Origin of the sequence: Lentzea rhizosphaerae (assembly GCF_042649515.1) — a bacterium.
GTDB lineage: Bacteria > Actinomycetota > Actinomycetes > Mycobacteriales > Pseudonocardiaceae > Lentzea > Lentzea aerocolonigenes.
In genome coordinates, this window is record NZ_JBHRZI010000029.1 from 48472 (window position 1) to 63516 (window position 15045).

11 protein-coding genes are annotated in these 15045 nt (G+C 67.8%); 1 reads left to right on the plus strand and 10 read right to left on the minus strand.

Features of this window, described 5'->3' with window-relative positions; translation table 11 throughout:
- Window positions 1-37: 37 nt before the first annotated feature.
- Window positions 38-832, minus strand: coding sequence for a hypothetical protein (locus tag ACFOWZ_RS32600; RefSeq protein ID WP_382377800.1), 795 nt, complete (start codon window positions 830-832; stop codon window positions 38-40).
- A gap of 114 nt (window positions 833-946) precedes the next feature.
- Between ACFOWZ_RS32600 and ACFOWZ_RS32605 the strand changes: the two genes are divergently transcribed.
- Complete coding sequence (locus ACFOWZ_RS32605) at window positions 947-1534, plus strand: GNAT family N-acetyltransferase (protein ID WP_382377801.1); 588 nt, start codon at window positions 947-949, stop codon at window positions 1532-1534.
- A 109-nt stretch (window positions 1535-1643) separates the two neighbouring features.
- Here ACFOWZ_RS32605 and ndk read toward each other — a convergent pair whose 3' ends face one another.
- From ndk to ACFOWZ_RS32650, 9 genes are all read right to left on the minus strand, one after another.
- Window positions 1644-2054, minus strand: coding sequence for a nucleoside-diphosphate kinase (gene ndk / locus ACFOWZ_RS32610; protein ID WP_355555910.1), 411 nt, complete (start codon window positions 2052-2054; stop codon window positions 1644-1646).
- Window positions 2055-2110: 56 nt separating this feature from the next.
- On the minus strand, window positions 2111-3553 hold the full coding sequence (locus ACFOWZ_RS32615; RefSeq protein WP_382377802.1) for a DHA2 family efflux MFS transporter permease subunit: 1443 nt from the start codon (window positions 3551-3553) through the stop codon (window positions 2111-2113).
- A gap of 40 nt (window positions 3554-3593) precedes the next feature.
- Entirely contained in the window at window positions 3594-4076 is a 483-nt protein-coding gene (locus tag ACFOWZ_RS32620) for a MarR family winged helix-turn-helix transcriptional regulator (protein WP_382377803.1), read from the minus strand.
- Between the two features lie 50 nt (window positions 4077-4126).
- Window positions 4127-9526, minus strand: coding sequence for a pullulanase-type alpha-1,6-glucosidase (pulA, locus tag ACFOWZ_RS32625; RefSeq protein ID WP_382377804.1), 5400 nt, complete (start codon window positions 9524-9526; stop codon window positions 4127-4129).
- A gap of 94 nt (window positions 9527-9620) precedes the next feature.
- Window positions 9621-10862, minus strand: coding sequence for a hypothetical protein (locus tag ACFOWZ_RS32630; RefSeq protein WP_382377805.1), 1242 nt, complete (start codon window positions 10860-10862; stop codon window positions 9621-9623).
- A 21-nt stretch (window positions 10863-10883) separates the two neighbouring features.
- Window positions 10884-12392: an alkaline phosphatase D family protein gene (locus tag ACFOWZ_RS32635; protein WP_382377806.1), complete on the minus strand. Its 1509-nt coding sequence runs from the start codon at window positions 12390-12392 to the stop codon at window positions 10884-10886.
- A 66-nt stretch (window positions 12393-12458) separates the two neighbouring features.
- A complete protein-coding gene (locus ACFOWZ_RS32640; RefSeq protein ID WP_382377807.1) occupies window positions 12459-13157 on the minus strand; it encodes an ESX secretion-associated protein EspG in 699 nt (232 codons plus the stop codon).
- A gap of 1 nt (window position 13158) precedes the next feature.
- A complete protein-coding gene (locus ACFOWZ_RS32645; RefSeq protein ID WP_382377808.1) occupies window positions 13159-14433 on the minus strand; it encodes a WXG100 family type VII secretion target in 1275 nt (424 codons plus the stop codon).
- Window positions 14430-15044, minus strand: a complete 615-nt coding sequence (locus ACFOWZ_RS32650) for a DUF3558 domain-containing protein (RefSeq protein WP_382377809.1) — start codon at window positions 15042-15044, stop codon at window positions 14430-14432. Before ACFOWZ_RS32650 ends, ACFOWZ_RS32645 begins: the two co-directional genes overlap by 4 nt.
- Window position 15045 lies beyond the last annotated feature (1 nt).

The window sequence follows — 15045 nt, forward strand, 5'->3', positions numbered from 1 at the left end:
CGACGTTAGCCAAGGGGTCCGACAATTTTCGACGCAATTACCGTCCGAGACAGTCCGGTCGCTCCGTGCCGTTGCCGTTGCGGTACTCGACCCGCACCGCACCGGTGTCCAGCTCGACCGCGGTCCGCCGATCCCCCACGGCGCTGAGCACGTAGAGCCGGCTGCCGTTCGTCCAGATCAGCCGGAACCCCTCGTAGTGGAACCGGTACCCGGCGCCGGCGCTGTCCTCGCGCTCGCAAAACCGACCGTGCACTTTCCTGTCCAACAACAACGGCTGTGTGCTGTGCACCGAGACCCACGTGCCGTGCGTTGCAATCAGCTCGGCATTGGCGTTGCCGTCTCTGCTGGCAGTCGCGAATCCGTGCCCCACCAGCACGAACACCATCATCAAAGCCAACGTCGCATCGACTGCGTACATCCGCATCGGCAAAGGCCCTGCTGCGTACACCCGCTCAGAAAGCCGAACCCTCCGGTGGACCAACCAACATCCCCACAGCACCACCATCGCCGTGAACATCGTCAGCGGATGAGCACGTCCCCCACCACCAAGCGCCAGCACACCAAGCGCCCCCAACGCGACCAAGGCACCAGCCCTGCGCGCCCACCACCGCCGCCTCGCACTCACCGCCGCTACCTCGGCAAGGCAGATCAGCAGGAGCGTGACGAGAATCAGCACGACTCCGCCGCTCGACCACAACCACACCGTCACACCGGTGCTCAGGAGATAGTCCAACGGAGGCCGCGACGACATCCCGCTGAGTCCGAACTCGTACAGCAACGCCCGCTCCCGCGACCACGCGTAGAACACCAGAAACGCACTGAAGAACGTCAACGGCGACACCACCGCCAACACAGAACTGGTGACAGTCCACCCGTGACGAGAGTCGGCCTCTCGCCTGATGGGATGTCCGGCAACCTTGGGACGCATAAGGCCAGAATGCGTCGCATGGGTATCGAACTGCGGTGGCTTTCGGAAGCCGACGACCGTCTGCGCTCCGAAATTCACACCGTCGTGCACGACGTGGTCGCCTCAGGCGGCGCCGTCGGCTACCACGAGCCCCCAACCCTGGAACGCATCTCGCTGTGGCTGGACGGCGTCCTGAAGCAGGTCCGCGACCACGACGCCGCCTTCGCCACCGCCACGGTCGACGGCGTGGTGCGCGCAGTGGGCCTGTGGCGACGCGGAGGCACCGCCGTCTTCCAGCACCGCGCCGAGATCCAACAGATCATGGCCCACCCCAGAGCGCGGGGCCTGGGCCTGGGCAAACTGGTGGTCGCGGGCCTGATCGACCGAGCCCGCGAGGCAGGCATCGAGATCGTCATGCTGGGCGTGCGCGGCAACAACCACGGCGCCATCGAGCTCTACGAAAGCCTGGGTTTCCGGGAGTACGGGCGAATGCCGAACGCGATCGCGGTGGGCAACGAACGGTGGGACGCGGTGGACATGTACCTGCCTCTCGGACATCCGGAGGGGACAGTGCTGAACGGCGCTAAGGCAGGCGGACTGGGAAGCAGCCCGCGCCGAACCGCCTGATACAGCGAGGGCAAAGCCGAGCAAACCCGCCAACACAACAAGACCACCTACGGACCCGGCACAAAACAAAACGGCCCCGGCACAAAGCCGAGGCCGTTCAGCAAAACCCTCAGAGGTTCGGGAACCAGATCTTGATCTCGCGCTCCGCCGACTCGGCGGAGTCCGACCCGTGCACCAGGTTGTACTGGACCTCCAGCCCGAAGTCCCCACGAATCGTCCCCGGCGTCGCCTTCTCCACCGGGTCGGTGCCACCAGCGAGCTGACGGAACGCCGGGATGGCCCGAACACCCTCCACGACCAGCGCGACCAGCGGGCCACCGGTGATGAAGTCGACCAGGTCGTTGTAGAACGACTTGCCGTCGTGCTCCGCGTAGTGCTGCTCGGCGGTGGCACGGTCAGCGGTGCGCAGCTCCAACGCGGCGAGCTTGAGGCCCTTGCGCTCGATGCGGGCGATCACCTCGCCAACGAGACCACGCTCGACGCCATCGGGCTTGACCAGAACCAGGGTGCGCTCGGACACGACGGACAACTCCTTGCAAAACAGGAACGGGAAGTGCCGACAGGGTAGCGAAGCCGCTAGTGCACCAGCACCGGCTGGGCCTCGCGGTCCGGCGAGACCTGCCGCAGCACGAACACCGCCAGGCCCAGCGCCACCGCCACGAGCACGGCGGAGATCCAGAACGCCAGGTGGAAGCCCGACGTCAGCGCCTCCAGCCGGCCGACGCCCGACGCCAGCAGCGACGACGTGTACGTGGTCGAGGTGGTCGCCAGCACCGCCAGGCCGAGCGCGCCGCCCACCTGCGCGGTCGTGTTCACCAGGCCCGACGCCAAACCTGCCTCGTCGTGCGAGGCACCGGACATCGCCAGCGACATCAGGGCCGGGAACGACAGACCCAGGCCGATGCCGAGCGGTGCCACCGCGGGCAGGATGTGCGGAACGTACGAGCCGTCCACCGGCACCTGCGTGAACACCACCATGCCGACCAGCATGAACAGCAGGCCCACGATCAGCATGTTCCGCTCGCCGAACCGGGTGTTCAGGCGTGCCGAGAGCGACACCGAGAACACCGCGATCGCGCCGGCGACGGGCATGAACGCCAGGCCGATCTGCAACGGCGTGTACGAGAGCACGAGCTGCATGTACAGCGTGCCGAGGAAGAACAAGCCGAACATGCCGGCGACCATTGAGATCTGCACGAGGTTCGCGCCGGTCACGTTGCGGGACTTAAAAACCCGCAACGGCAGCAACGGCTTCACGGCGGTTCGCTGGCGCCACACGAAGCCCACCAGCAACGCCACCGCGACGGCGCCCAGGCCGAGCGTCTGGACCGAGCCGAAGCCGTAGTGCTCCGCCTTGACGATCGTGTACACGCCGAGCATCACCGCGGCCACGATCAGCAGCGCGCCGAGGACGTCCGCGCCCTCGCGCAGGCCCAGCCCCACGGACGAAGGCACCAGCCGCACCGCCGCAATCGCTGCCACGAGGCCGATCGGGATGTTCACGAAGAAGATCCAGTGCCACGACATGGCGTCGGTCAGCACGCCGCCGAGCAGCAGGCCGATGGACGCGCCCGCCGCCGCCACGAAGCTGAACACGCCGATGGCGCGCCTCTGCTCGTCCGGCTCCGGGAACATCGTCACGACCATGCCCAGCGTCACCGACGTGGCCAGAGCGCCACCGGCACCCTGGACGAAACGAGAAACGATCAGCATCTCCGCGCTGAACGACACGCCGCACAGCAGCGACGCGACCGTGAAGACGCCGAGGCCGAGCAGGAACACCTTCTTGTGCCCGATCAGGTCGCCCAAGCGCCCGGCGAGCAGCAGCAGACCGCCGTAGGCGATCAGGTACGCGTTCACGACCCAGGCCAGCCCGGCCTGGCCGAACTTGAGGTCTTCCTCGATCGCGGGCAGTGCCACGTTCACGATCGTCTGATCGAGAACGATCATCAACATGCCCGCGCACAGCACGATCAGCGCCAGCCAGCGCGAGTCCGTCTTCGATCCCCCTGATGTCATAAGAGGAACCGTAACAGATAGTTTTGTACGGGACTATCTATTACCCAACTGCATGACGCAGAGCACGTTTGCGCGGCGGCTTCTCACACGGCATCGGCGTGCTCAGGCGGCCCTCCAACAGGCGCGTCAAGCCCTTGACCAGGCCATCTCGCTCGTCGGAGGGCAACGAAGCCAGGACGCTCTCGTAGACGTCGGCCACGACCCGGTCGCCCTTCGCCACCATCTCCCGGCCCAGCTCGGTCACCACGACCACGCGCGCACGACGGTCCGACGGCGACGGCTTGCGCTCGGCGTATCCCGCCGACTCCAGGGCGTCCATCGTCACGACCATGGTCGTCTTGTCGATGCTGACCAGGTCCGCGATCTCGGACTGCGTGCGATCCGCGTCCAGCGCGCTGGACAACACGCAGCGGGCTCGCGGAGTCAGTCCGATCTCCGCGAGCCTCGCCGTCAGCTCTGTCTCCAGCGCGTGTCCCGTCAGATGCAGCAGCATCATCAGGTCAGTACACCCCGTCGTGCCCATGAGCACTACGGTACCAAATAATCTGCAAGCAAAACTATTTGTGAGCCCAACTACCTTTCGAGCACCACGACCGAACGTGCTGCCCCCGCCCGCTTCTCGCTGGTCACAGGCTTCCAGTCACCTGCGGGCAGCGTGACGGCCTGGTCCGTCGGGTACGGGTTGATCACCACGACGAGCCCGCGCCGAGCCGGGTCCACGTCCGGGCCGACCGTGTCGTCGACGTGCATGACGATCACACCGGACGCCGCGGCCGGGAACGACACCTTCTGCTGCACCAGGTCGGCCGACCCGAGCGAGAACAGCGGCGACGACTGACGAATGCGCAGCAGCTCCAGCGTCGCGTCCAGCGAGGCCTTCATGTCCGCTGACGACGGCTTCGGCCCGGCCAGCAACGGCTTCGCGTACGGCCACTTCGACTCGTTGTCGGCCTTGGGCGGCAACCCGCGACCGAAACCGTTGTCGCGCAACGACGGGTCGTAGGGGTTGAACCAGTCGCCGGAGTCGTAGCTGTTGCGGTCCAACGACTTCGAGCGCAGGAACTCGGTGCCCGCGTGCACGAACGGCCGCCCCTGCCCGAGCAGCGCCGGCGCCAGCGCCACCGTCTGCATCTTCACCCGATCAGCCAAAGAAGTCTCGGGCTTCAGCTTGTAGGTCAACGCGTCGAACAACGTCTCGTTGTCGTGCGCGTCGACGTACGTGATGGCCTCCAACGGCTGCCCGGTGTACCCGGCAGGCGAGCCGTTGTACCGAACATCCCGTCCCGAAACCACCGGCCCGGCCGTCGACTGGAACCGGTACGACGCCATGTTGCCCGCCATGCCGAGCTTCACGAGGTCGCTGTAGTTCTCCAGCCGTGCGGCGACATCACCGTTGGCGGGTGAGGAGTTCACGTCCCCGGCCAGACCGGAACCGATGCCCTGCACGCGCGGGTCGTCGTCGAACGGCCCACCGCCGCGCACGGCGTCACGCAGCCGGTCGCTGAACGTGCCGACGCCCGTGCCCGCCATGTTCGCCTGGGTCGCCTGCTCGAACCGGGCGTTGCCGGCGACCTCGCCGAAGTCCCAGCCCTCGCCGTAGACGCCGATCCTGCGCCCGTCCACGCCGTCCTTCTCCACGGTCAGCGCGTCCAGAGCCGCCCGCACTGCCAGGATGTTCGCCTTCGGGTGGTGGCCCATCAGGTCGAACCGGAACCCGTCGACCTTGTAGTTGCGCGCCCAGCGCACCACCGAGTCCACGACGAGCTTGCCCATCATGGCGTTCTCGGTCGCCGTGTTCGCGCAGCACGTCGAGTTCGCGACCGACCCGTCGAGGTTGAGCCGCTGGTAGTAGCCGGGCACAACCTTGTCCAGCACAGAGGTCGGCGCGTCGCCGAACGCCGCTGTGTGGTTGTAGACCACGTCCACCACCACGCGGTTGCCGTTGTCGTGCAACGACTTCACCATCTCGCGGTACTGCTTCGACCGCGCCCAGCCGTTCTGCGCGTCCGCCGTGGCGTACGAACCCTCCGGCACGTCGTAGTGGAACGGGTCGTAGCCCCAGTTGAAGCCGTCACGTGCTGCCACCGCACCCACACAGGCCTGCTGCTGGTCCGAGTCCGCGGGCAGCGACGGCAGGTCACAGGCCGGAGTGGCCTGCTCCGAGCGCTTCTCGGGGATCGTCGCGATGTCGAACGTCGGCAGCAGGTGCACGGTGTCCATGCCCGCGGCAGCCAGCGTCTTGAGGTGCTTCATGCCGACGGAGTCGCGGTGCGTGAACGCCTTGTACGTGCCACGATCCGCCGCGGGAACGGACTGGTCGTTGATCGAGAAGTCCCGAACGTGCAGCTCGGTGATCGCACCACCCATGCCCTTCGCCACATCGCGAGACCACCCGGCGGGCATCGACCGGCTGTCCTTGAGGTCGGCGAACTGCGAGTGCGTCGAGTTCACCGACAGGGCGACGGAGTACGGGTCGGTGACCACGACCGTGCGCTGCCAGTTGGTGACCTCGAACTGGTAGTACCTGTTCTTCCAGTTGCCGGAACCGGTCCACGAGCCCGAGGCGTCGTCGCGCTTGAGCTGCACGACCTTGTGGGGTTCGCCGGACGGCTGGTCGAACAACCGCAGCTTCACGTTCTGAGCGGTCGGCGCCCACAACCGGACCGACGCGCGGTCGTGGTCGAACGTCGGCCCGAACGTCAGTTTCGTTGCGGCAGCGGCATAACGGTCGTCGAGCACGCCCGCGATCTGCACGCCCGTGCGGTGCCGGATCGCGCCGCCCGCGTCGACGTGCACGGCGGAGAGCTTGTCCCGCAACGCCTCGTCGACGAACCCGCGCACGGCGAACACCGGCTTGCCGCGCAGGTGCGGGAACTGCGCCGGCACCTCCTCGGTCGTGGGAGACAGCCGCAGCACCCGTGAGCCGTACTCGAGCCGGTAGCCGTCGGACTGGACGGACGGCACGTCCCACACGACCTTGTCGCGGGAGATCCAGATCGCCTTGGCCTTGGTCAGGTCGTCATCGGCAGCCGGACCGGCGTTCGACGGCAGCAGGTACGTCTCGTTGCCCTGCAACTGCCACACCTCGTTCCCCTTCTGCCCCAGGTCGAGGAACTGGTCGGGTCCGGGGTCCTTGGTGTCGCCGCGGTGGATGATGTAGCTCAGTCCCGCCGCGCCCGCGGCGAGCGGCACTGACCAGTACACACCGAACGCGTCCCGCCCGTCAGGCACCCGCGACTGGTTCCAGCCCGGAGAGGGCTCCGCGGACCCCGTCCAGTGGTACATCGTCCAGTCGGTGTAGTCGCCGTCCGCGCGGTTGTAGTGGATCACCGCCCGGTTCTCGGCAGCGGCCTTCGTGGCGTGCACCCTGCCGTTCGCGACCCACGAGTGGCCGCTCGTGAACTTGCCGGAAGCCTCCACGGTCGTGCCGCGCACCACCGAGAAGTCGGTGGTCGGCGGCAGCTCGGCAACACCGTTCGTGAACGGCACGTCCGCCCGTCCGGCAACGCGCACCACGGCTCCGGTGGCGTCACCGACGTAGTGCACGACCGCCTTGCCCGTCGCCGCCTGCTCCGAGGCGAACACCGGCGTCTGCCCCTGCTTCAGCCACACCTCGGGCGTCACGCTCGGATCGACGAACCGGTCAACCGACGTGTCCTTCTCGTCGCCCTTGTGCGCGATGATCCCGACGGACTTCGCACCCGGCTTCAGCTTCACCCACGCGAAGCGCCCGTAGGAGTCCTCCCCCGCGAACGGCAGCGGCGCGTTCCAGTCGACCGGCGTCTCGATGTCACCCCAGGCGTGCAGACCCCAGCCGTCGTAGTTGTCGCGTGCGTAGTGCACGACCAGCCAGTCCGGGTTCTTCGTGCCGGGATCCGGCACCGGCGGCGCGGCGACCAGCGAGACGAACGCGCCGTCCGCACCGATCTCCCCCGACTTCGCCACGACCCGCAGCTCGACGCGCTTGCCCACCGCGGCGCCCGGAAGTGCTGACAGGTCGGCGAAAACCCGGTACGGGGCAGCGTCGTCGGTGCCGAGCACGGTCCAGTCGCTGGTGCCTTCAACGCGCGCCGCGAACGTGGCTGCCGCGTTGGGCGCGCCGATGCCGTCCGCCCGGAGCTCGACCCGCTCGTCCAGCACGGTTCCCGCCGCCGGAGCGACCAGCACGGGCGACGGCTTCGACGCCGTCACATCGCTGGTTCCCTTGAGCACCACCGTCGACAGCGCGGGCACGGTCACCGTGACGCGGCCGTTCTGGACCTGCGCGTTCTCGAACGCCGCCGAGGACACCGGCACGGTCACGGTCGCGGGCGAGGTGCCCGCGTTGGCGACGACGAGGTGCTCACGGCCGAGGATGCGGCTGAACGCGAACACGTCACCGTCGGCGTACCGGAGCACCTGGTTGCCGTCACGCCACACGGGGTCGCGGTCGACCTGGGCCGCGAGTGCCTTGAGCTGCTGGTACAGCGGGTGCGAGGTGTTGAAGTTGTCCTGAGCACCAGTTCGATCTGACCCGACCAGCTTCTCCGCCACGTACTCCGGCGTCTTGGAGGCGAACATGTCCTGGCGTGCCAGCTTGTCGCCGCCCGTGCCCGCGAAACCCTGCTCGTCGCCGTAGTAGACGACCGGGTTGCCGCGCCACAGGTACATCAGCTGGTTGCCGAGCTTGAGCCGTTCCAGCAGTTCGGCGTCCGAGATGCCGGGACGGTCGTTGCGGATCATCCACGCGATGCGGCCCATGTCGTGGTTGCCGAGGAACGTGGGCAGCGACGAGGCGTTGGAGTCGGCGTCGGTGTAGCGGTCGTCGTCCAGCAGCACCTCACCGAGGCGCTGCGCACCCTTGCCGGACAGGAAGCTCAGCGCGCTGCTCTGGAACGGGAAGTCGAGCGTGGCCTGCATCTTTCCCGCGGTCGTGTACTTCGAGGTGTTCTCCGGGGAGGAGTCGAAGACCTCGCCGAACACGAAGAAGTCCTTCTTGCCCTTGCGGTTCGCGTACTGCTTCACGTGCGGCGCGAGCGCCTGCCAGAACTCCAGGTTGACGTGCTTGACGGTGTCGACCCGGTAGCCGTCGATGTCGAGCGTGTCGATCCAGCTGGTGAAGATGTCCTTCATGCCGTTGACCACGCGCGGGTGCTCGGTCATCAGGTCGTCGAGACCGGAGAAGTCGCCCTGCTCGCTGGACTCACCGGAGAACGTCGAGTCACCGCGGTTGTGGTAGAGCGTGGAGTCGTTGAGCCACAACGGGAACTTCGTCGGGCCCTGCTTCACCGGCGTGTACGGGAACGACTTGGACGCGTCGAGCTTCGGGAAGTCCTTGCGGCCCGCGTACTCGGCGATGTCGAACGGCTTGCCGTCGGCGTCCAGGTACGGCTGCGCACCCGTGCTGACGTACTGGGTCTTGCCCTCGGCGTACTTGATCACGTCGGCGGTGTGGTTCGCGACGATGTCGAAGAACACCTTGATGCCGCGCCGGTGCGCGTCACGGATCAGGTCGCGCATCTCCTGCGTCGTGCCGAAGTGCGGGTCGAGCTTGGTGAAGTCGACGGTCCAGTAACCGTGGTAGCCGGCGGAATCGCCCTGCACCCAGCGGTTGAGGAACATCGGCGTCATCCAGATCGCCGTGATGCCCATGCCGTCGAGGTAGTCGAGCTTCCCGCGCAGGCCCTTGAGGTCACCGCCGTGGTAGAAGCCCTTGTCAGCGGGGTTGAAGCCGTTCTCGGCGGCGGTGGAGCGGCCGCGGTCGTTGCCGGGGTCACCGTTCGCGAACCGGTCGGGCATCACGAAGTAGAACCGCTCACCTCGCAGGTCGTCGCGCTTGGGCGGCAACGCGAGTTTCGCGTCCCCGTCGCGCACACCGGGCGCTATGTCCACCACCTCGCCCACGGCGAGGCGTTGCTTCGGTGCGGCAACGGCCTGGACCGGTGTGAGGGGGAGCAGAACGAATGCAGCGAGCGCGGCGACGACCCGACGCATCGCGACCTCCTTGTCGCAACTTCTTGCAGGGTTGCTGCACGAAACCACGAGAAAGAGCGGGAAACAATACGTCGGGCCTTGCAAATATTTGCGATCAGCCTGCCGGGCGCCTGTAAGTGATCGCCATCCGGAGGGGGTGCGACCGCCACTCGTTGACCGCCATCCCGGCGATCAGGCCGATGCCCTCGACGGACTCCGGTGTCGCGGGCGCGCTGCGGCTCGGCGACCCCGCGAGCGGTCCTTCCGTCGGCGGAGGCGAGAACTGGGCGATGACGACCGGCTGTCCCTCGTGCTGCTGCACGGCGAGCAGTACGTGCGGGTTCGCCTGCTCCCCCTGGTTCTCGACCGGTTCGAGGGAGAGGTACTCACCGCGTTCCGCCGCCACCGCTGCCATCCGGCCCGCCCACGCGAAGGCTTCCTTCACGTCGTCGTCGGAGAGCTGGGCATCCGCTTCGGGCAGCGTGACCTGAACCAGATGCGTGCCGTGCGCGGTCATGTTGCCGTTGGTCGTGAAGCGGTCGGGGATCATCGCTTCGCCGGACTCGACGTCGATCATGAGCATGTCGCGGAACCTGGTCTCCGCGAGCGGCGACCGGCCCATGAGGCCGCGGCCGAGCATCTCCTTGAGCTTCGGGTCGGTCATGCGCCAGTACGTGGTCTGCTCACCGATCTGCAAGCCGACGAAGTCCTTGACCGGCAGGCTGGGCAGTGCCGTCACGAGGGTCTGACCTGGTGCTACCGGTGGCGGCGCTTGGACCTGGAACGGCGGCAGCGACGCGAACTGCGGGTCCAGCCGTGCCGTGCGGACGACGTGGTGCGCCCACGCGCGCACGCGCGACAACGGGTGGTCAGGGAACCTCGAGTCGTGGCGCGGATCGTCGCCCGCGTGGAACGGCAGCACGCCCTGCAGCTCCGGCGCGTACGGGTGCGGCTTCACCCACTGGTCGAACCCGATCTCCGCCATCAGCATCGCCTCGCGCAGGCCCGTCGTCCCGCGCTCCACCGCCCCGAGCTGCAGCACGGCGCTGCAGTTCGCCTTGGGCACGGTGAAGGAGCAGAGGAACATCTGCCCGTTCGGCTGGTTCGGCAGCGGCATCTTGACGATCCGCAGCAGCGCCGGCACTCCGGCGAGCTGGACGACGTGCGCCTCGATCAGGCAGCCGCTCTCGCCGTGGATCAGCGCGAGGTCGTGCCTGAGCTTGGGCAGGTCGTCCAGCCCGGCCGGCAGGTCCGGCACCAGGTTGTAGTAGGTCAGCTCGGCCTGGTCACCGCTGGCGTGCTGCCAGGTGTGCTGGCCGAGCTGACGGAAGCCGGTGGTGTCGAACGAGATGGGCACGCACCGACCCTATTGCGACCGTCAGGCCGCCCTCAGCGTTTTGGACCAGAGCGAAGCGCCGGTCGCGTCACGCAGCCAGACCGTGAGCTCGTCCCGGCCCGCCTGGACCTCGCCGAAGTGCTGGAACCCGTCCAGCGGCGTGGTGTTGGCGGCCGGCGGGGCGTGCACGAAGACGGCCTCGGGGCCGAACGTCGGGTCGAGGGTGTTCGGGCCGAACGCGCCGGCGTGCAGCGGGCCGGACACGAACTCCCAGAACGGGTCGAAGTCGCCGACGGCCGCACGCTCGGGCGAGTAGTGGTGCGCGGCGGTGTAGTGGACGTCCGCGGTGAGCCACACGGTGTTGCGGACGCGCCGCTTCTTGAGCTCCCGCAACACCCACGCGATCTCGTGCTCACGACCGTTGGGTGCGCCGGGCAGGCCGTTCGCGACGCCCTCGATGTCGGTGCCGTCGGGCACGGTGAGGCCGATCGGCAGGTCCGCGGCGATGATCTTCCACGTGGCGGTGCTGCGGGAGAGCGCGTCCACGAGCCACTTCGCCTGTGCCGCACCGAGAATCACGCCCGGCTGGTCCTTGGGCGAGGTGTTCTTGTCCTTGTAGGTGCGCATGTCGAGCACGAAGATCTCGACGTTGCGACCGTAGGAGAACTTCCGGTACACGCGACCGTCGACAGCCTTGTGCCGGTCGATCGGCATCCACTCGTGGAACGCCTGGAAAGCCCTCTGTGCCAACACGTCCACGCGCTTCTCGGTGTACTGCGGCAGGTCGAGGATCTCGCCGGGATACCAGTTGTTGGTGACCTCGTGGTCGTCCCACTGTGCGAAGACGGGAACCTGGGCGGCGAAGCGCTTGAGGTTCTCGTCGAGCAGGTTGTAGGCGAACTGGCCGCGGTACTCGTCGAGCGTTTCGGCCACTTTGGACTTCTCCGGCGTGACGACGTTGCGCCAGATCCGGCCGTCCGGGAGCGTGACGGACTCCTTCATCGGGCCGTCGGAGTAGACGCTGTCGCCGCTGTGGATGAAGAAGTCGGGGCGGCGGTCGGCCATGGCCTTGAAGATCGGCATGCCGCCGATGTCGGGGTTGATGCCCCAGCCCTGACCCGCGACGTCACCGGACCACACGAACCGCACGTCGTCGCGGCCGAGCGGGGCGGTGGTGAAGCTGCCGGTGACGGGTTCGCTGCAGGTGCGTCCGTCGAGGTCCTCTGCCGTGACGCGGTAGTAGGCGGGACGGCCCGGCAGCAGGCTCGTGACCCTGACCTGGCCGGTGCCACCGGTTTCCGGCGTGAGCAACGGACCGCGGACGCACCGGGCGTGGCGGAACCTCGGGTCGGTGGACACCTCGACGAGCATCCGGGACGGGCGGTCGGCGCGGGTCCACACGATGGCACCGTCCCGCGTGACGTCGCCGGACTGCACGCCGTGGGTGAGGATCGGTCGGCCGGTCTGCGCGAGGCCGATGCCGGACGGCACCAGCGCCGCGGCCGTGCCGAGTGCGCCTGCCTTGAACAACGTGCGACGGTCGAAGGTCATGCGCGGTTTCTAGTCCGCTGGTCTGACCAGCACTGAAACCGCAAGTGAACTTCGACCGTCACACGATCACGTGAGGCGCTGGAGCCAGTCCGTGATGATCTGACGCGACGCGGGCGTGGCGTGCACCCACGTCTGGTGGTTCTGGTCGGTGTACTTGACCACGAGCCAGCGGCCGTCCTCGAAGTCGATCGTGGTGAGGAAGGTCTTGGCCCGCTGCCTGCCCTCGGCACCGCGCTTCGCCGCGTACAGCTTCGCCGTGCCCTTGCGGGGCTGGGCGAGCAGCTGGCGCAGCGACACCGACGGCGACGCCTTGCCCGGCTGGTGCACGTTGATCTCGGACGCGTGCACGTTGATCGACGCACCCCGGCCCGCGGGCACGTCCGGCAGCTGCATCGCGAGGACCTCCGGCGCGTTCTCCGGACGGATCGGGTGCAGCTGCACGAACCCGTTGTCGTGCACGGCGAGCACACCGTGCTGCCCGTTCGCCGCGACGACGACCGGCTTGGTCTCACTCGGCGTGACCGCGATCCACGCCGAGTAGTCCCTGTCCGCCTTGGCGATCAGGTGCAGGGTGCCCCGAACGTCCGGGTGGTCCAGCCCGACCCTGCGCAGCTCGCCGATGACGTCGCGCTCGATGACCGCACGCTCGTCCTCGGTCTCACCGGGCGAGTCGACGTGCAGCGCCGGGTGGTAGTCACCCAGCTTCTCCTGCTTCCACAGCACGTCGAACGCGAGGTCGGACAGCTGAATGGACGATCGCAGCACTTCACCCCCCGATCGTCGGCGGTGCGACCATCGGCATGTCACCGATGATCTCGTTCGTGTTCTCCTCGGTGATCAGGTAGTCGGCGGACTTGTGCTCGAGGTCGTCCTCGCCCTGACCCTTCTGCCCCTGACCACCCATGCCACCCATGCCGGCAGCGCCACCACGACCGGCAGCACCGGCAGCACCACGACCGCCCGCGTTGGGCCCGTGCTCGCCCATGCCACCGAACACACCGGACTTGCCGCCGGGCTGCTGAGCACTCGTACCGCTACCGGTACCCGTGCCGCCGAGCCCGCCCATCTTGCCGGCGCCACCGGGCCCGCCACCGAACTTGCCACCGCCACCAGGCCCGCCACCGGACTTGCCACCGCCACCGGGCCCGCGACCGGTGTTCTGACCACCCAGGCCGGGACCACCGGGCACCCCGATCGGCGGAATGCCCGCGTTCGGCGGCCGGTCGATCACGTTGCCGGCGGGCGGCTTGACGCCACCGACGTCACCCGGCTTGTTGCCACCACCGCCGCCCCCACCGTCGCCGCCACCGGCCCAGCTGAGGTCGGTGCGGCCGCCGTTGAGGTCGCCGGGCTGGGTCCAGCCGTTGCCGTTCGGGCCCTGCGGGGAACCGGTCGGGTTCGGGAAGCCGGTGCCGGTGTTGCCGGACGGGCGGCCGGTGTTGCTCGTGTTCGTGTTGTTGACGCCGCCGCCATCGTTGTTCTCGACGACCTCGATGTCGAGGTTGTCGGCGGTGACGCCGGGGAACTGCTGCGGCAGTTCACCCTTGTTCGTGCGGGCAGCGCCCTGGAACTCGGTGTAGATCTTGCGGTTGTGCGACTCGTCGCTGTTGTACTGGTTGGCCGCGTCCTCGGCGTCGGTGTCCCACGGCGTCACGTCGTCCCAGAAACCGGTGTCCGGCTTGCTGCCCGGCATGTTCTTGAGCTGGGACTTGTTGTGGTTGAACTGGTAGACCTGGTTCGACAGCGAGTGATCAGCCTGACGGAGCGAGTCCTGCATCTGCACCATGGCCTGGTGGATCGGGTTCGCCGCCGCCTGGGCGGCATCTGAGCTCGTGCCGACCCACGCCTCGCCCAGCGTCTCGCCGACGCGCTTGAGCCGAGCCTCGACACCGGCGTAGGAGCGCTCGAGCTCAGCGGCCTTGTCGGACGCGATCTGCGTGCTGGTCGTGCCTGGGCCGGAGGTCATCAACGAGTAGATCTGGTGACCGGACAGTGCGTCCGCGCGTGTGTTGTCCTCGGAGTAGCAGTTCGGCGCTGTCATTTCGCACCTGCCTTGATCGTCGTGATGACCTGGTTCGCGAAGTCGGTGACGGCAGCGCAGGGTTCCGAGTACCTCGTGCCGCCCTTGTCGGTCTGGATCAGGAACGAGAGAACCTGCTTGTCCGTGATGCCGACATCGAGCGAGCAGTTGCCCGACGCCCGCAAATCAGCGGCTGAGTTCAACACCGCCGGAAAGCCCTGAATGGGTGGCTGCGGCTCCCACAGCTCCATGTTGGCCTTCGCGCCGTACAGGGCGTCGAGTCCTTCGACGCCCTGCAGGAAGACGATGCCGGGGGTCGCCTTGCTAGGGGTCTTGCTGCCGTGCCAGATGCAGGACTTGCCCGGCGCACTGGGGTTGAGTTCCCCCTTGATCCCCGGCAGTCCCAGCGCCTCCAGCTGGGCCGCCGTCACCACCGAGCACGGGTCGGCTTCGAAGCGCTCATACGCCAGCGGCGTCTTGACCCTCGGCGCCCCGTTCGGGGTGGTGTCTCCTGAAGACGAGGACGTGTTCGTCGACGTCTGCGTGGGCGTGCCGGTGGTGCCACCACCGGTGCAGCCGCTCAGTACGGCGAGTGCGGCCGCGATACCGATGACAGTGGTTCGGATGCGCAAC